Genomic DNA, 18,157 nt, shown 5'->3' on the forward strand with positions numbered 1-18,157 from the left:
ATTGCAGCCATGTAGGGTGCGTGAGGAACGCACGCACGCGGCTTTGGAATATAGTGACCAGTACAGCGTTAGCTCGCCTTACCGTACTATTTGTACTGTCTGCGGCTCGCCGCCCTGTCCTGATTTAAATTTAATTCACTATAAATTGTGGAATGTTGGGTTTACCAACCCAACCTACGCCCTGCCCCATCAACAGGCTACCTGAAAAATAAATTTCAGGTAGCCTGCTCGCTTGTGGGATGTAGGGTGCGTGCGATACGCACGCACGTGGCTTTGGAATAACTGGTAACGGCGCGCGTCCCTACGGCATACACCTCATGCTGAAAGGCTACCTGAAACAGGGTTCAGGTAGCCTTTTGCATTATGGCGGGTTCTAGCATCCAACCCAGTATGTCGCTCTGCCTCACGGCAGCAGCAGCTGGCTCATTTCCGCCCAGGCTTGGCGGACTTCGGGTAGGCGCAGCGGCAGGTCGCGGCTGAAGAAGTAGTTCATGCTGCCGAGAATGAGGGTAGCGAGCATGTCGGCCTGGTAGTCCCAATCTTTGCCGGGGGCGGCGTTGGGCAGGGTGTGGGCGAAGCGGAGGAATTGCTGCTTAATCAGCTTGTGCATATCGCGGTAGAGATGGTGGCGGCGGGTATCCACTTTCCACAGGGCGAGAATCAGACGGCGGCGGCTGTGTATCCAGTCGGAGGCTTCAGGCATCATGTTGAGGAACACATCAAAGCTGCCTGCCTGGAAACGGGTGAGGATGTATCGGCTGTATTCGGCTTTGAAGTCGGCAATCATCTTGCCGGCCAGGTCGCTTTTGCCGGAGTAGTATTTGTAGAAGGTGGAACGGTTTACCGGGGCGCGGTCGAGAATATCTTGCACGGCAATTTGGGCGAAGGGTTTTTCGTGCAGCAAATCCACAAAGGCTTCGCGAATAGCGCGGTGGGTTTTGATAATGCGGGGGTCGGTATAGCTTTTGTTTTCGCTCATGTTTGCGCTTCCATTTTGGGTCTCGGCCAAAGCATTTTGCGGTTTCACGTATGCTTAAGCAACTTTTTTACTGATTTCGTGTGCTTAATAATACGCGGAATTGTTTTTTAATGGTATGCAGCCCTGTGCTGTAGACTTACACTTAAATCATTCTTATTTGCGAGGTATTCGTGATGAAACGCCTGCCCAAATCCCTGCTTTTCCTGATGCCGCTTGCTGCCCTTGTCGGCATCGGCTTTTTTGCGTTCCGCCAATATGCCACGCCCGACCCGCTGGCGGGCATCGCGCATGCCAACGGGCGGCTGGAGTTTGCCCACATGGATGTGGCCAGCCTATATGCCGGGCGGGTGGAGGAAATAACGGTGAGCGAAGGGCAGTTTGTGGAGGCGGGCACGGTGCTGGCGCGGATTTCTTCGCAAACCGCCGAAGCACAGCTTTCCGAAGCGCAGGCGGGCAAGGCGCAACTGGAGCAAACGGTGCGCCGCGCACAAGCACAAATCGAGGCGCAACGCCAGCAACTGCGAACCGCGCAGATGGAGGCAGACAACGCCCGCCAGCTGTTCCGCGACAACTTAATTTCGCAGGCCGAACTCAACACCCGCTTGGCGCAGCGCGATGCGGCGCGGGCGGCGGTGCAGGCAGCAGAAGCGGCGCGCAACGAAGCCCAGGCCGGCGTGGGGCAGGCGCGAGCGAAAATGGCGCAGGTGTCTTCCGTTATCGGCGATTTATCGGTACGCGCGCCGCAGGCCGGGCGGGTGGAATACCGGCTGGCCGAGCCGGGCAACGTGCTGCCTGCAGGCGGCAAAGTGGTGAGCCTGTTGAACCTGAACGACGCGAGCATCAGCCTGTTCCTGCCCGCGCCCACGGTAAACCAAATCCCGTTGGGCAGCGAGGCGCGGATTAAGATGGATGGGCTGGATGCGGTGTTCCCCGCCAAAGTTACCTATATCGCCTCAGAGGCGCAGTTCACGCCCAAATTTGTGGAAACCGCCGAAGAGCGCACCAAGCTGATGTTTCGGGTGAAATTGCAGATTCCGGCCGACGTGGCGGCCAAATACCAGGGCTACCTGAAAGGCGGCATGACGGCCACCGGCTTTGTGCGCACCGACTCCAAGCTCGCCTGGCCGGCCGATTTGCAAACCCGCCTGCCGCAGTAGGATGCCTCCATGCCGAACGCCATCGAAATCAGCCAACTCTCGCACGCCTACGGCAAAGTGCAGGCCTTGCGCGGCGTGTCGCTCACCATTGGGCGCGGCGCCACCGTCGGCTTGATCGGCCCCGACGGCGTGGGCAAATCCACCCTGCTCTCGCTGATTGCCGGCGTGCGCACGCTCCAAAGCGGCGAAGTGCGCGTGCTCGGGCACAATGTGGCGCACAAGTCCGAGCGCGAATCGCTGTTGCCACGCATTGCCTTTATGCCGCAGGGCTTGGGCAAAAACCTCTACCCCACGCTTTCCGTGTATGAAAACATCGATTTCCACGCCCGCCTGTTCGGCCTGAACAAACACCAGCGCAAGCAGCATATCGAGCGCCTGATGCAGTCCACCGGCCTGGCACCCTTTGCCGGCCGCGCCGCCGGCAAGCTCTCCGGCGGCATGAAGCAGAAGCTCAGCCTGTGCTGCGCCCTGGTGCACAACCCCGACCTGCTGATTCTGGACGAACCCACCACCGGCGTCGACCCGCTTTCCCGCCGCCAATTCTGGACATTGGTACGCGAATTGCGCGCCGAAAACCCCGGCATGACCGTGCTGGTGGCCACCGCCTACATCGACGAAGCCGAACAGTTCGAGCAGCTGCTGGCCATGGACGACGGACGAATCCTCGCCCACGGCCGCACGCAGGAAATTCTCGCGCAAAGCGGCTGTGCCACGCTGGAGCAGGCCTATATCCGGATGCTACCTGAAAGCAAGCAAACTCATTGGGACGATTCCCAACTGCCGCCGTTTATCCCCGACGATTCCCTGCCGCCCGCGATGGAGGCGCACAACCTGAGCAAACGCTTCGGTGATTTCACGGCGGTAAACAAAGTCAGCTTCCGCATCCGCCAAGGCGAAATTTTCGGCTTCCTCGGCTCCAACGGCTGCGGCAAAAGCACCACCATGAAAATGCTCACCGGCCTCTTAGATGCCAGCGAAGGCGAGGCCACACTCTTGGGCGAGCCGATAGACGCAGGCAGCACCGCCGTGCGCCAGCGCGTGGGCTATATGTCGCAGGCGTTTTCGCTATATGAAGAGCTGAGTGTGCGGCAAAACTTAGTGTTGCATGCCCAGCTCTACCAGCTCGGCGCAAACAGCCGCGCCGCCATCGATGCCGTGTTGCAGCAATTCGAGCTGGCCGACCTAGCCGACGCCACCCCCGCCGCCCTGCCCTTGGGCGTACGCCAGCGCCTGCAACTGGCCGCCGCCTGCCTGCACCGCCCGCAGGTGTTGATTTTGGACGAGCCCACTTCCGGCGTCGATCCCGCTGCGCGCGATATGTTTTGGCAATATCTGTTCCGCATGGCGCGGGAAGAGCGCGTAACCATTTTCGTATCCACCCACTTCATGAATGAAGCCGCCCGCTGCGACCGCATCTCGCTGATGCACCGCGGCCGTGTGTTGGCGGTGGGCGAACCGGAAGAACTGCGCCGCCGCCAACACGCCGATACGCTGGAAGAATCGTTTATCCGCTATTTGGAGCAAGACGAAGCTGCCGAAGCGGCAGAAAGGCTACCTAAAAGCGCACAAAATGGGTTTGCTCCAGGCCAAAACCCAGTTGCAGAACCTGCTCCCAACGGGCTGCCTGAAACGCAAAGTCTACCCGAACCTGCGGCCACATCCGGCCTCCTCTATTGGCTGGCCTCCGTGTTCACCTTCGCCCGCCGCGAGGGCAAAGAGCTGCTGCGCGACCGCATCCGCCTGATGTTTGCCCTGCTGGGCCCCTTGGTGTATCTGATTTCAGGTAGCCTCGGCGTGTCGTTTGACGTAAACGAAATGGACTTCGCCGTGCTCGACCAAGATCAAAGCCACTACAGCCGCCAGCTAACGCAGGAGTTCGACGGCTCGGCCTATTTCCGCCAAAAAGCCAGCCTCGCCACCCGCAACGACATCAACGCCGTGCTCACCAACGGCAGTGCGCGCATGGTGATTGAAATCCCGCCCGGCTTCGGCAAAGACCTCACCCTCGGCCGCCGCCCGCAGCTGGCTCTCTATTTCGACGGCTCGTGGCCGTTTGTGGGCGAAAACCTCCATGGCTATGCCCAAGGCATCCTCAATCGCTATATGGCCGAGCTCTACCGCGAACGCGGCATCCGCATCAACAATGGCGGCGGCCTACAAACCCGATTCATCTACAACCCCACCTTCAAAAGCATCAACGCGCTCACGCCGGGCTTTTTAATGCTTTCGCTGATGATGATTCCCGCCATGCTCACCGCCCTGTCCGTGGTGCGCGAAAAAGAAATCGGCTCCATCATGAACCTCTACAGCTCGCCCGCTTCCTCCTTCCAATATCTTTTAGGCAAGCAGCTGCCCTATGTGCTGCTCTCGTTCTTAAGTTATCTAGTGTTGCTCGGCGTGGTGGTGTTCGGGCTGGGCGTGCCACTGAAAGGCTCGTTTATCGCGCTCACGGTCGGCGTGCTGTGCTTCGTGTTTGCCTCCACCGGCTTCGGGCTGTTGGTGTCTACCTTCGTGCGCACGCAGGTGGCGGCCATTTTCGCGGCAGCGATTCTGGCCATGATTCCGGCGCTGGATTTCTCCGGCATGATTTATCCGGCATCCACCTTGAGCGGCGCCGGCAAGTGGATCGGCATTTTCAGCCCCACCAGCTGGTTTCAAACCGTCAGCCTGGGCGTTATCACCAAAGGCCTGGGCTGGCGCGATGTGGATACGCTGTGCGGCACGCTGTTGCTGTTTTTCGCCGCCTATTGGCTCGCTGCTGGGCTGCTTTTGAAAAAGCAGGAGAAATGATATGCGCCAATGGATAAGCAACGTTTGGTATCTGGGCGGCAAGGAAATCCGCAGCTTCTTCACCGATTACGCGCTGTTTGCGCTGTTGGTGTTCATGTTCACCTTTTCCGTGTATTCCGTGTCGCAAAACGTCACCACCGAAGTGAAAAACGCCGCGCTGGCCGTCTACGACCAAGACCGCAGCGCGCTCACCTACCGCATCCGCGATGCCATGATCGCCCCGCAGTTCAAACAGGTAGACGACATTGACGGCAGCCGCATCGACCGCGCCATGGATTTGGGCGAATACAGCTTCGTGCTGGTTATCCCACCCAACTACACCGCCGACCTCCTAGCCGACAAACGCCCCGAGCTGCAATTATTGGTGGACGCCACCGCCATGTCGCAGGCCGGCGTGGGCTCGGTGTATATCGGCCAAATCGTGAACCGCGAAACGGCGGCCTATCTGGGGCGGCACGGCAACGCCGCGCCCTTCGAGCCGGTGGTGAACGTGCTGTTCAACGAAAACCTGCGCAGCGAATGGTTTATGCCGCTCAACCAACTGGTGGGCAACGCCACCCTGCTCACCATCCTGCTGGTGGGCGCGGCCGTGATCCGCGAGCGCGAACACGGCACGATTGAGCATTTGTTAGTGATGCCGGTGGACGCGAACGAAATCGTGATGGCCAAAATCCTGGCCAACGGCCTGATTATCCTGGTTTCCTCCCTGCTCTCGCTGCTCTTGGTGGTGCACCGCGCCGTGGGTGTGCCGATTAACGGCTCGTTGGCGCTGTTCGTGTTCTGCGAGGCCGTGTATCTGTTTGCCATGGCCGGGCTCGGCGTGCTGCTCGCCACCCAGGCGCCCACCATGCCGCAATTCAGCCTACTGTGCATCATCGTGTATATCGCCGTATTCCTGCTCTCCGGCAGCACCTCGCCCATCGAAAACCTGCCGCCCTGGCTGCGCAGCCTTTCCGAGCTCTCGCCCATGACCCAATTCACCGCTCTCTCCAAAGACATCATTTTCCGGGGCGCCAGCTGGAGCGTAATCCGCCACCGCGTAGCCATCACCGCCGTATCCGGCATCCTCTTCACCGCCATCGCCGTAATCCGCTTCCGCCGGATGCTGGCGCAGCAGAATTAGCGGGAGCAAGGCTACCTGAAAATACACAAATCAGGCATTCATGCCCGATAAACCCCAACCCCAAAGGCTACCTGAAAGCTTGCACATCCTGTTTCAGGTTTCAGGTAGCCCCACACCAAGGAAACCCACCATGCCTACCTCCAAACTCCTCCCGATTGCTCTAGCCCTCCTCCTCACCGCCTGCACCACTACCCAAATCGACCGCCAATCCAGCATCACGCTACCTGAAAACTTCCAACACACCGGCCAGGCCGATTCCGCACCCAACCTGGCCCGCTGGTGGCAGCAATGGCCCGACCCCCAGCTTGGCCATCTCATCGAACAAGGCCTGCAACACAACCACAGCATCGCCATTGCCCGCAGCCGGCTTGAAGAAGCCCGCGCCACCTCCCGCCTGGCCGAAGCCGACCTCCTCCCCAGCGCCGGCCTCGCCGCCGATGCCAAAGGCTACCGCAACCACCGCCGCGACCCCTACCTCGGCAACGGCGGCAACCTCACCTCCGCCAGCTTCCGCGCCGCCTGGGAGCCCGACATCTTCGGCCAAAAACGCAGTGATGCCGATGCCGCCCGCGCCGCCGCCCTCGGCAGCCAAGAGCAACTCCACGGCAGCCGCCTGCTCGTCTCCGCCCAAATCGCCGAACACTACCTGCGCGCCGCCCACATCCAGCAGCAGCAAACCCTCGTTTCCCAACAGCTCGCCACCCTGCACGAACTGGCACGCTACGCCGCCGGCCGCTTCAACGCCGGCCACGCCACCGCCCACGACACCACCGCCATTACCGCCCAAATCCAAGCCCTGCAAGCCCGCCAAAGCACCCTCCAAGCCCAATTCGACGCCCAACAGCGCAGCATCGCCGTGCTCATCGGCCAAACCCCGCAAACCTTCCGCCTCGACAGCGACGCCATGCGCCAAGCCGCCCTGCTGCAACACCTGCCCAGCCCGCCGCAAGGCATCCGGCCCGGCAGCCTCCTCAACCAACGCCCCGACCTGCGCGCCCGCGCCGCCGAAATCCAAGCCCGCAGCGCCCAGCTCGCCAGCGCCAAATCCGACCTCCTTCCCCGCTTCGACATCCAATTCCTCTGGCAAACCGGCCGCATCGAGCTCAACAGCGACCTCGCCCCCTTCAACCGCGCCCGCAGCGGCAACGGCGGCCTTTTCAGCATCGGCGTACAACTCCCCCTCTTCACCGCCGGCCGCATCCACGCCAACATCCAAGCCGCCGACGCCCGCCTGCAAACCGCCCTGCTGCAATACGACCAAACCCTGCTGCAAGCCCTCGCCGACGTAGACAACGCCTACCAGGCCCAACACGCCCTCAACGCCCAGCAGCAGGAATTGCAGCAGGCCGAACGCACCGCGCAGCAGCAAGTACGCAACGACCGCCAACTCTTCCGCTACGGCCGCAAAACCCTCGACACCGCCCTGCAATCCCAGCTCAACGCCCACGGCTTCAGCCAAAACCTGCTCGACAACCAACTCGCCTCCGGCCTCAACCTGCTCAACCTCTACAAAGCCATCGGCAGCGGCTGGCAGGAAGAAGGCACCCAGCCCGAAGCAGCCGAAACGGCAGCTAAATAGTAAAACAGGCTACCTGAAACTTTTCAGGTAGCCTGTTTCTATTCTGCCCAAGCCGCCTAACGCTCCTCCAGCCCGGCCAAAATCGCACAATCCGGGCAGTCGTCTCCCGCGCAGGCATCGTGCCAGCGTTGTAGCTCGGCCACCATGCCCTGCAAGCGTTCGATTTTGGCTTCCAGCTCGGCGATGTGCCGCGCGGTGAGCGTTTTCACTTCGCGGCTGGTGCGCTGCGGGTTGTGTTGCAGGCTCAAAAGCTGCCCGATCTGCGGCAGCGAAAAGCCCACTTCCCGCGCATGGCGGATAAAGCGCAGCCGGGCAAGTTCGGCCTGTCCGTAGCGGCGGTAGCCCGCTTCGCTGCGCGCGGCCGGGGCGATTAGGCCGTGCTTTTCGTAGTCGCGGATTTGTTTGGCGGAAAGGCCGCTCTCGGCCGCGGCCTGGCTGATGTTCATCATGATGCTTGACCTTTACTTCGGGTGAAGCTTTATAGTGGTGGCACTTAGCGGGAAAGCAAGAGCAGACCCATCATTTCAGGCTACCTGAAAGCTTTGGCTGCAACGGGCTTTAAAACCTCAGCCTCATTCCAACAGAAAGGAAACACTATGCAAACCATCACATTAAACATCGAAGGCATGACCTGCGGCGGCTGCGTGAAAAGCGTTACCAGCATCCTCGAAGGCGTAAACGGCGTGGACAAGGCCGAAGTAAGCCTGGAAAACAAGAACGCCGTCGTGGAATTCGACCCCGCCCAAACCAACCCCGCCGCGCTGATAGAAGCGGTGGAAGACGGCGGCTTTGATGCGGCTTTGTAAATCGAATCGCAACAAATCGACTGCAACACTCCAAAGGCTACCTGAAAACCCTGCTCCGCTTTTTTCAGGTAGCCCAACCACATTCAGAAGGAGGAAACCATGCAACAAAAAGTCCGTTTCCAAATCGAAGGCATGACCTGTCAGGCCTGCGCTTCGCGCATTGAGAAAGTGTTGAACAAAAAAGACTTTGTCGCCGAAGCGGGGGTGAACTTCGCCAGCGAAGAGGCGCAGGTGGTGTTTGACGATAGCCAAACCTCCGCCGCCGACATCGCCAAAATCATCGAGAAAACCGGTTACGGCGCAAAAGAAAAGACGGAAGACGCGCTGCCACAGCCCGAAGAAACAACGCATGTAAGCTGGCGGCTGTGGCTTTTGCTGGCAATCAATATCCCGTTCCTTATCGGTATGGCGGGCATGATGATTGGTCGGCACGATTGGATGATTCCGCCGTTGTGGCAGTTTGCACTGGCAAGTGTGGTGCAGCTTTGGCTGGCAGTGCCGTTTTACAAAAGCGCGTGGGCGAGTATTAAAGGCGGGCTGGCGAATATGGACGTGCTCGTTACCATCGGCACGGTGTCGATTTACCTGTATTCCGTCTATATGCTGTTTTTCAGCCCGCACGCGGCGCACGGCATGGCGCATGTGTATTTTGAAGCGGGCGTGATGGTGATTGGTTTTGTGTCGCTGGGCAAGTTTTTGGAACACCGCACCAAAAAATCCAGCCTGAACAGCTTGGGCTTGCTGCTGAAACTCACGCCGACCCAAGTCAACGTGCAACGCGATGGCGAATGGAAACAACTGCCCATCGACCAAGTGCAAATTGGCGACCTAATCCGCGCCAACCACGGCGAACGCATTGCCGCCGACGGCATTATCGAGAGCGGCAGCGGCTGGGCGGACGAGAGCCACCTCACCGGCGAATCCAATCCCGAAGAGAAAAAAGCGGGCGGCAAAGTGTTGGCGGGCGCGCTGATGACCGAAGGCAGCGTGGTATACCGCGCCACGCAGCTTGGCAGCCAAACCCTGCTCGGCGACATGATGAATGCACTGTCCGAAGCGCAAGGCAGCAAGGCGCCGATTGCGCGCGTAGCGGACAAGGCGGCGGCAGTGTTTGTGCCTGCCGTTGTGGGCATCGCGCTTCTGACTTTTATCGCCACTTGGCTGCTTAAGGGAGATTGGACGGTCGCGCTGATGCACGCCGTTGCCGTTTTAGTGATTGCCTGCCCGTGCGCGCTCGGTCTGGCAACGCCCGCCGCGATTATGGTCGGCATGGGCAAGGCGGTGAAACACGGTATTTGGTTTAAAGACGCGGCAGCGATGGAAGAAGCCGCCCACGTCGATGCCGTCGTGTTGGACAAAACCGGCACGCTAACCGAAGGCAGACCGCAGGTTGCCGACGTCTATTGCGTTCCCGACAGCGGCTTTGACGAAGACGCTTTGTACCGCATCGCTGCCGCCGTCGAACAAAACGCCACCCACCCGCTCGCCCGCGCCATCGTCTCCGCCGCCCAAGCGCGCGGTTTGGACATCCCCGCCGCACAAAACGCGCAAACCGTCGTCGGGGCAGGCATTACCGCCGAAGTCGAAGGCATAGGTTTGATGAAAGCAGGCAAAGCCGAATTTGCCGAATTAACCTTGCCCGAGTTTTCAGACGACGTCTGGCGCATTGCAAGCATCGTCGCCGTTTCCGCCAACGGCAAACCCATCGGCGCATTCGCACTCGCCGACGCGCTGAAAACCGACACCGCCGAAGCCATAGGTCGTCTGAAAAAACACGGCATCGACGTTTACATCATGAGCGGCGACAACCAAGGTACGGTCGAATACGTCGCCAAACAACTGGGCATCGCACACGCCTTCGGCAACATGAGTCCGCGCGACAAAGCCGCCGAAGTGCAGAAACTCAAAGCCGCCGGCAAAACCGTGGCAATGGTCGGCGACGGCATCAACGACGCGCCCGCACTCGCCGCCGCCAACGTCAGCTTCGCCATGAAAGGCGGCGCGGACGTTGCCGAACACACCGCCTCCGCCACGCTGATGCAGCATTCGGTCAACCAGCTCGCCGACGCCCTGCTGGTATCGCAGGCGACGTTGAAAAACATCAAACAAAACCTGTTTTTCGCCTTCTTCTACAATATCTTGGGCATCCCGCTCGCCGCACTCGGCTTCTTAAACCCCGTCATCGCAGGCGCGGCAATGGCGGCAAGCTCGGTGTCGGTATTGGGCAATGCGCTGCGCTTGAAACGGGTGAAGATTGAGTAATATGGGAAAGGTCGTCTGAAACGCATACGCCCAATTTCATTTTTCAGGTAGCCTCAAACTAGGAATCAACCGATGAAAAGTTATACGCTCAATATTCCCCACTTTGAATACCCTGAATCATTTCAAAAAATTGTCGAACTGAATTTAGTCGATTTCGATATTTGGCATCTGCTCGATAGTCATTGGGCAGTCGAACTATACCGAGGCTTGCAAACGCGCTATCCCAATAGAAAACTGATTCCCTTCGCCAAACGCAGCGATTGCGATGACACTGCCTGCTTTGAAATCGGAAAAGGCGGCAAAGTCCAACTAATCCACGACTTTGCCGACCCCGGCTGGGAGCAACGTCAAGAATTCCCCAATTGCTGGGCATGGCTCGCCCAAGCGGTAAACGACATGATCGAATACAACCAGGAAGGCGGCATCCGGTAAACCTCAAACCGGCTGATGGGTAAACATCCATTTTCAGGTAGCCTGCCTTGAAAAGCGCCGCATAAGCCAGCAAAATAACATCTCTCCCCTGCATAAAGGACATCAGCCATGCGGAAACTCCTCATCCTCGCCACCGTCGCCATTGCCGCCCCGATTTATGCCCAAACCTGCGCCCAAGCCGATGCCGCGCTGGCGCAAGCCTACACGCAGATGAAAGAAGGCGGCAGCCACAGCCATGCAGGCTCAGCCAACGAAAATCAGCGTGAAACCGCCGAAACCCGTTTCAACCAAACCCTTTCCGCCTATCTGCAACAGCCCGATTCCTGGGCCTGCTGCTTCCCCAGAACCACCAGAGCCGGCATCGTTATTCACACCGCGCCCAACGGCCGCCTGCGCAGTTTCAGCTGGGATGCCCAAAGCGGCGGCACCCTGCGCGAATACCACAACCTGCTGCAATACCGCACCCCATCCGGCCGCAGCGCCACCCAAAAAGGCGAAGGCATCCTCAGCGGCATCTATTCCGACACACTCGGCCAACACGGCACCGCCTATTTCGTTACCAGCATCGGCAAATACAGCAACAGCCTCTACGGGCAAAGCCTATCGGTTTGGCAGATCAGCAACGACGGCCTGCGCCCGCTCAACATCATCCGCACCAGCAAAGCCACCAACACGCTCTCCTACGAATACAGCGCCAGCCATAGCGGTAGGAACGAAGATTTTGCCTACGACGCCCGCAGCAAAACCATCAGTTTCCCGCTGGTGCCCAAAGCAGACGCCAACCACCCCGACGCCGCATACGGCGCGGCACGCGTCAGCACCCGCCGCATCCGCTACCGCTTCAACGGCGAACAGTTTGTCCGCTTGAATTAAACCCGCCAAAACACCATCCAACCCACCCGACACTTTTCAGGTAGCCCCCAAGGCTACCTGAAACCCGCCGCCATGCTCCGCCACGCCCTCATCGCCCTGCAAACCCTCTTCGCCACCCCGCTGCATGCCCGCCATGCCGCCAAAACCGACGCCGCCCTCGCCGCCGCCCTGCAGCACAACGGCAGCCCGCCCGCCCTGCCCTTCGCCGAACAGCTGGAAGGCTACCTGAAAACCGCCGAATCCTGGGCCTGCCGTTTCAGCCAAACCCGCGCCGCCGGCCTGATGATCCACAGCAGTGCCGACGGCCGCGTGCGCGGCTTCACCCCGCCGCACAGCCCCAGCAGCCTGCTCCAAGCCCGCAGCCCCGGCGGCCACACCAGCGTGCAATCCCTGCCCGGCCACATCGAACGCCTACACACCCTCCGCCTCAACGGCTACGGCCACGCCTACCTCCTGTTCACCGAGCACACCGATGGCGACCACACCGAAAAATCCCTCGTCCTCCTCCACTTCGCCGCAGAGCAGCTCCAAGCCCTGCCCCTCATCCAAACCGCCACCGCCGCCGAGCCCACCCACCGCCTCAACATCGCCTACAGCGGCCAACACGCCAACAACTATTTCTTCTATGAGCCCGGCAGCCACACCATCAGCCAGCCGCAAATCAGCAGCCATACCCACACCCCCACCAACCGCCGCCTCAAATACCGCTTCAACGGCCAATTGTTCGTACCGCACAGTTAAACCAACAATAAGGCTACCTGAAAACCATTCCGTATTTTCAGGTAGCCTTAAATCTAGCAGTTAAATCGCCCACCCTCTCACATCCCTCCGGCCAAACATTCTTTCACCTGAAGCACCTGCCACTTTCAGCAAGCAAATAAAAACCACTTGCAAACAAAAATAGTTCGCACTAATATGCCGCCCTATCATGCAAAACGAAAACCGTCTTTTATCCCCGATTGCGCTCTTATTCGTGATCGCTGCCCATGCCCTGCTGTATTGGCTGCTGATCTCGATTAAACCGCCGGAACTGCCGCCCGAACCGCCCGGGCTGAGCTTTGTTGATCTCGGCGAGATTGGCGGCGGCGGGGGCGGCGGCGGTACGGGTGGCGACACCATATCCGAAGACGAGCCGCCCGCCGGGCCACCGGAGCAAACCCCGCCCGAAGCGCCCAAACCTGAGCAGCCCAAGCCGCAGCCGGCCAAGCCCGTGCCGGAACAGCGCGCGCAAATCAAACCGGTGGAACGGCAAGACAAACCCGCCGATATCGTTCAGCCCAAACCTGCCGAGCCGAAACCCGAGCCCAAACCGCAGCCTCAAGCGCAACCCCGCCCCGAACCCCAGCCGCAGGCGCAGCCTGAGCGGCCGATTGCCCCTGCCAACCCGGGCGCAGGCCATAGCGCCAACGCAGGCGGTGGCGGTGGCGGGAAAGGTACACCTTCCGCCGGAGAAGGCGGTGGCAGCGGTGGCGGCAAAGGCACCGGTGTCGGCTCCGGCGAAGGCAGCGGACGCGGCCCCGGTTCCGGCTCCGGCGAAGGCGGCGGCCACGGCAGCGGGCGTGGTACGGGTAATGGTTCCGGTACCGGCCAAGGAGGTGGCGGCGACAGCGCGCCCACCCACCTTGGCGGCTACCTGAATAACCCGAAACCGCCCTATCCGAAGCAACTGGAAGAAGAAGGCATCAGCGGCACGGTAAAACTGCGCGTGATGGTGGAAGCCAACGGCAAGCCTTCCAGCGTGGAAATCGTTTCCGCCTCCCATCCGCTGTTCGGCAGATCAGCAGCCGACACCGTGCGCCAGAGCTATACCTTCGTTCCGGCCAAACGCAACGGCCAGCCGGTGCGCCAGAGCTATACTTTTACCTTGCGTTTTAAAGCCCCTTAAAAACCCAACTAAACTAATTACCCAATCTCATTACCTTATATTAGGAATATCATGAATCTAGGACACGTTTTCGCCCAAGGCGACATTGTATTGATTACCGTATTTCTGCTGCTGTTGCTGATGAGCGTCCTCACCTGGTGGATCATCATCATGCGCAGCTTCCGCCTGCACCAAGTGCGTCACGCCAATCGGGGCACGATTGAGTCTGTAGCCACCGTAGCCTCGCTCGATGATATGCTGCGCCTGGCCAAAGCCCACCCCTCCCCGCTGGCCGACCTCACCGAAGCTGCCATTCAGGCCGCGCGCCAATACCGCGCCAACCCCGCCAGCCAGCTCACCAGCATTCCCTTGGGCGACTATCTGGTGCAACACATCCGCCATAAAATGGACATTGCCAAACGCGGCCTCAACGGCGGCCTAACCATCCTCGCCTCCGTAGGCGCCACCGCCCCGTTTATCGGTCTGTTCGGCACGGTGTGGGGCATTTACCACGCGCTGGAAAACATCAGCCTGCAAGGTCAGGTAAACATCGCCACCGTGGCCGGCCCCATCGGCGAAGCTCTGGTGGCCACTGCCGTCGGCCTGTTTGCCGCCATCCCCGCCGTGCTGGCCTACAACTTCATCGTGTTCGGCAATAAGCAAGTGGTGCAGGATATGGATGCCTACGCCTACGATTTGCACGTTAAGATTATGAATAATAAGGAGTAAGAGTATGGCCTTCGGTTCGATGAACGGCGGCGACGATTCGCCCATGGCCGACATTAACGTTACCCCGCTGGTAGACGTGATGCTCGTGCTGCTGATTGTATTCATGATCACCATGCCGGTGATGACCCACTCCATCCCGCTGGAACTGCCCACCGCTTCGGCCAAGCAGGTGGCGGAAAACGCCGCCCAGCCCAAAGACCCGATGCGCATTTCCATTTCTGCCGACGGCAGCTATCACTTAGCCGAAGGTGAACCGATTACCCTGCAGGCTTTGGAAAGCCAGCTGCAACAGCTGGCCAAAACCAATCCCGACCAAGTGATTGCCATCGCCGCCGATAAAAACGCCCAATTCGACTATGTGGAAAAAGCCCTCAGCGCCGTACGCGACGCCGGCCTGAGCAAAGTCGGCTTCGTTACCGAAGAAAAAGAGCGCACCCAACCACAGCAATAAACCGCTACCTAGGCCAATAAAAAGGCTACCTGAAACTTTAGCCACGCAGAAACTCCGCTGCGTGGCTTTTTCAGGTAGCCTTTTGTGCCAAATCCTTATAAAATCGGCAACTTGTTTTTTACTTATTCCGGCACGGCAGACAAGCTGCACACGCCCGCCGCACAGCCGTAATCAAACCATTCCGAGACCAACATGACCGACTATGCCAAAACCGTAAACCTCTACGAATCCCCCTTCCCCATGCGCGGCAATCTGGCCAAGCGCGAACCGGCGTGGGTGAAGCAGTGGCAGGACGAAAAACGTTATCAGAAGCTGCGCAAAATTGCCGCCGGCCGCCCCAAATTCATCCTGCACGACGGCCCGCCCTATGCCAACGGCGACATCCACATCGGTCATGCAGTCAATAAAATTTTAAAAGACATCATCATCCGCAGCAAAACGCTGGCGGGCTTCGACGCGCCCTATGTGCCGGGCTGGGACTGCCACGGCCTGCCGATTGAAGTGATGGTGGAAAAACTGCACGGCAAGGAAATGCCGCCCAGCAAGTTCCGCGAGCTCTGCCGCCAATATGCTGGCGAGCAGATTCTGCGTCAGAAAAAAGACTTTATCCGCTTGGGCGTAATTGGCGATTGGGAAGATCCCTATCTGACCATGGACTACCAAACCGAAGCCGACACTGTGCGCACGCTGGGTGAAATTTATAAAGCAGGCTACCTGTATCGCGGCGCGAAGCCCGTGCAGTTCTGCCTGGACTGCGGCTCATCGCTGGCCGAGGCAGAAGTGGAATACAAAGACAAAGTATCGCCTGCAATTGATGTGGCCTACCGCTTCCAAGACAACGCCGCGCTGGCCAAGGCTTTCAGGCTGCCTGAAATCTCAGGCGACGCGTTTGCCGTGATTTGGACCACCACCCCGTGGACGCTGCCCGCCAGCCAGGCCATTTCTGCCGGCGCCGACATCGTGTACCAACTCATCGACACGCCGCGCGGCAAACTGGTGCTAGCCAAAGATTTGGCCGAAGCCGCGTTGGAACGCCACGGTTTTTCAGGTAGCCCCATCCTCGCCGAATGCACCGGCGCGGATTTGGAAAACCTGAAAGCCGAACATCCCTTTATCGAACGCGATATTCTGATTTTGAATGGCGACCATGTCACCACCGAAGCCGGTACCGGCCTCGTGCACACCGCCCCCGCGCATGGTTTGGAAGACTATTTCGTCTGCAACAAATACGGCATCGAGCTCATCAACCCTGTGAATGCGCAAGGCCGCTATGCCGCCGATACCCCGCGCTTGGCAGGCATGACCGTGTGGGAAGCCAACCAGCCGATTATTGCCTGGTTGCAGGAAAACAACCGCCTGCTCGCTCACAGCAAAATCGAGCACAGCTACGCCCACTGCTGGCGGCACAAAACCCCGCTGATTTACCGCGCTACCGGCCAATGGTTTATCGGCATGGACAAAGCCGGCACAGACGGCAAAACCCTGCGCGACAAAGCCCTCAAAGCCGTGGACGACACCGAATTCTTCCCCGCTTGGGGACGCGCGCGGCTGGAAGCCATGATTGAAGGCCGCCCCGATTGGGTGGTGAGCCGCCAGCGTTTCTGGGGTACGCCGATGACCTTCTTCGCCCACAAAGAAACCGGCGAGCTGCACCCCGATTCCGCCACGCTGTTGGAAAAAGTCGCCCTGCTCATCGAGAAAAAAGGCATCAACGCCTGGTTTGAGCTGGATAAAGCCGAGCTGCTGTCGCCCGAAGACTGCGAACAATACGACAAACTGCCCGACACCATGGACGTGTGGTTCGATTCAGGCAGCACCCACTTCTCCGTGCTGAAACAGCGCCCCGAGCTCGCCTGGCCGGCTGATTTGTATCTGGAAGGCAGCGACCAGCACCGCGGCTGGTTCCAATCCTCCATGCTCACCGGCTGCGCCACCCTCGGCCGCGCGCCCTACAAACAACTGCTCACCCACGGCTTCGTGGTCGACCAGAACGGGCGCAAAATGTCCAAATCCATCGGCAACGTGGTTGCCCCGCAGGAAGTCTACAACGAGTTCGGCGCCGACATCCTGCGCCTGTGGGCGGCCGCCACCGACTACAGCGGCGAATTGGCGATTTCTAAAGAAATCCTCAAACGCGTAACCGAAAGCTACCGCCGCATCCGCAACACGCTCAGCTTCCTGTTTGCCAACCTCAAAGACTTCAACCCGATTGAAGACGCCGTACCGCAGGCCGACATGGTGGAAATCGACCGCTACGCCCTCGTGCTGGCGAGCCAGTTGCAGGAAAAAGTTTCAGGTAGCCACTATCCGCGCTACGCCTTCCACTTCGCCGTGCAGGACATCGTACAGTTCTGCTCCGAAGACCTCGGCGCGTTCTATCTGGATATTCTGAAAGACCGCCTCTACACCACCAAAAAAGACGGCCACGCCCGCCGCAGCGCGCAAACCGCGCTCTACCACATCACCCGCAGCCTCGTGCTCCTGATGTCGCCCATCCTCTGCTTCACCGCCGAAGAAGCATGGGACATCATCGGCGGCGGCGAAGAAGACAGCGTGCTTTATCACACCATGCACGACTTCCCGCCCATCCCAGCCGCCGGCGAAGCCGCGCTCGTGGAAAAATGGACACACATCCGCGAAGCCCGCGCTGCCGTTACCGCCGCCATCGAGCCGCTGCGTGCCGACAAAACCGTTGGTTCCTCATTGCAGGCCGAAGTCGTCCTCACCGCGCCCGAACCGCAATACGGCTACCTGAAAGCGCTCGGCAGCGAACTGCGCTTCGCCATGCTCGTTTCCAAAATCGAGCTGCAAAAAGGCGATGCGCTCACCGCCGAAGTCCACCCCAGCACCGAGGCCAAATGCGAACGCTGCTGGCACTATGTGGACAGCGTAGGCAGCGTTGCCGCCCACCCCACACTGTGCGCCCGCTGCGCAGAGAATGTGGACGGCAGAGGTGAAGAGAGGGATTACGCCTAAGCCGGTTGAGGCTACCTGAAAGCGTCAGCTTCAACGAAATTAAACTATCCGCAGCAAAAAGGTGGGCATCGTTGCCCACCTTTTTTCAGGCTACCTGAAAGCGCATATAGCCGAAATAATGATTTCTTCATATCGG

General features: G+C 59.5%; 15 protein-coding genes. 13 read left to right on the plus strand and 2 right to left on the minus strand.

Annotated elements, in window-relative coordinates:
* Positions 1-403 precede the first annotated feature (403 nt).
* A complete protein-coding gene (locus HMPREF2541_RS09380) occupies positions 404-979 on the minus strand; it encodes a TetR/AcrR family transcriptional regulator (protein ID WP_070543315.1) in 576 nt (191 codons plus the stop codon).
* 173 nt (positions 980-1,152) lie between these two features.
* Here HMPREF2541_RS09380 and HMPREF2541_RS09385 point away from each other — a divergent pair, with 173 nt between their 5' ends.
* Genes HMPREF2541_RS09385 through HMPREF2541_RS09400 form a run of 4 tightly spaced genes read left to right on the plus strand, consistent with a single transcriptional unit; the run spans position 1,153 to position 7,628 of the window.
* Positions 1,153-2,136 (plus strand): HlyD family secretion protein, encoded by a 984-nt coding sequence (locus tag HMPREF2541_RS09385; RefSeq protein WP_083296813.1) that lies wholly within the window; start codon positions 1,153-1,155, stop codon positions 2,134-2,136.
* 9 nt (positions 2,137-2,145) lie between these two features.
* On the plus strand, positions 2,146-4,926 hold the full coding sequence (gene rbbA / locus HMPREF2541_RS09390) for a ribosome-associated ATPase/putative transporter RbbA (RefSeq protein WP_070543316.1): 2,781 nt from the start codon (positions 2,146-2,148) through the stop codon (positions 4,924-4,926).
* 1 nt (position 4,927) lies between these two features.
* Positions 4,928-6,049, plus strand: coding sequence for an ABC transporter permease (locus HMPREF2541_RS09395; protein ID WP_070543318.1), 1,122 nt, complete (start codon positions 4,928-4,930; stop codon positions 6,047-6,049).
* 40 nt (positions 6,050-6,089) lie between these two features.
* A complete protein-coding gene (locus HMPREF2541_RS09400) occupies positions 6,090-7,628 on the plus strand; it encodes an efflux transporter outer membrane subunit (protein ID WP_246824986.1) in 1,539 nt (512 codons plus the stop codon).
* A 56-nt stretch (positions 7,629-7,684) separates the two neighbouring features.
* Here HMPREF2541_RS09400 and cueR read toward each other — a convergent pair whose 3' ends face one another.
* A complete protein-coding gene (gene cueR, locus HMPREF2541_RS09405) occupies positions 7,685-8,077 on the minus strand; it encodes a Cu(I)-responsive transcriptional regulator (RefSeq protein WP_070543322.1) in 393 nt (130 codons plus the stop codon).
* Between the two features lie 147 nt (positions 8,078-8,224).
* Here cueR and HMPREF2541_RS09410 point away from each other — a divergent pair, with 147 nt between their 5' ends.
* The 9 genes from HMPREF2541_RS09410 (at position 8,225) to ileS (ending at position 18,021) form a co-directional block, all read left to right on the plus strand.
* The gene (locus tag HMPREF2541_RS09410) at positions 8,225-8,434 is read left to right on the plus strand and encodes a heavy-metal-associated domain-containing protein (RefSeq protein WP_003674677.1); all 210 of its coding nucleotides are present in this window, start codon (positions 8,225-8,227) and stop codon (positions 8,432-8,434) included.
* Between the two features lie 99 nt (positions 8,435-8,533).
* Positions 8,534-10,696 (plus strand): heavy metal translocating P-type ATPase, encoded by a 2,163-nt coding sequence (locus HMPREF2541_RS09415; protein ID WP_070543324.1) that lies wholly within the window; start codon positions 8,534-8,536, stop codon positions 10,694-10,696.
* A 72-nt stretch (positions 10,697-10,768) separates the two neighbouring features.
* Entirely contained in the window at positions 10,769-11,128 is a 360-nt protein-coding gene (locus tag HMPREF2541_RS09420; protein WP_070543325.1) for a hypothetical protein, read from the plus strand.
* Positions 11,129-11,236: 108 nt separating this feature from the next.
* Positions 11,237-12,001, plus strand: a complete 765-nt coding sequence (locus HMPREF2541_RS09425; RefSeq protein WP_070543327.1) for a hypothetical protein — start codon at positions 11,237-11,239, stop codon at positions 11,999-12,001.
* A gap of 72 nt (positions 12,002-12,073) precedes the next feature.
* Complete coding sequence (locus HMPREF2541_RS09430) at positions 12,074-12,742, plus strand: hypothetical protein (protein WP_070543329.1); 669 nt, start codon at positions 12,074-12,076, stop codon at positions 12,740-12,742.
* Positions 12,743-12,929: 187 nt separating this feature from the next.
* Positions 12,930-13,886, plus strand: a complete 957-nt coding sequence (locus HMPREF2541_RS09435; protein WP_070543331.1) for an energy transducer TonB — start codon at positions 12,930-12,932, stop codon at positions 13,884-13,886.
* Positions 13,887-13,937: 51 nt separating this feature from the next.
* On the plus strand, positions 13,938-14,594 hold the full coding sequence (locus HMPREF2541_RS09440; RefSeq protein ID WP_070543332.1) for a MotA/TolQ/ExbB proton channel family protein: 657 nt from the start codon (positions 13,938-13,940) through the stop codon (positions 14,592-14,594).
* A gap of 4 nt (positions 14,595-14,598) precedes the next feature.
* The gene (locus HMPREF2541_RS09445; RefSeq protein WP_070543334.1) at positions 14,599-15,045 is read left to right on the plus strand and encodes an ExbD/TolR family protein; all 447 of its coding nucleotides are present in this window, start codon (positions 14,599-14,601) and stop codon (positions 15,043-15,045) included.
* A 192-nt stretch (positions 15,046-15,237) separates the two neighbouring features.
* Positions 15,238-18,021 (plus strand): isoleucine--tRNA ligase, encoded by a 2,784-nt coding sequence (gene ileS / locus HMPREF2541_RS09450; protein ID WP_070543336.1) that lies wholly within the window; start codon positions 15,238-15,240, stop codon positions 18,019-18,021.
* Positions 18,022-18,157 lie beyond the last annotated feature (136 nt).

Origin of the sequence: Eikenella sp. HMSC061C02, assembly GCF_001809035.1 — a bacterium.
GTDB lineage: Bacteria > Pseudomonadota > Gammaproteobacteria > Burkholderiales > Neisseriaceae > Eikenella > Eikenella corrodens.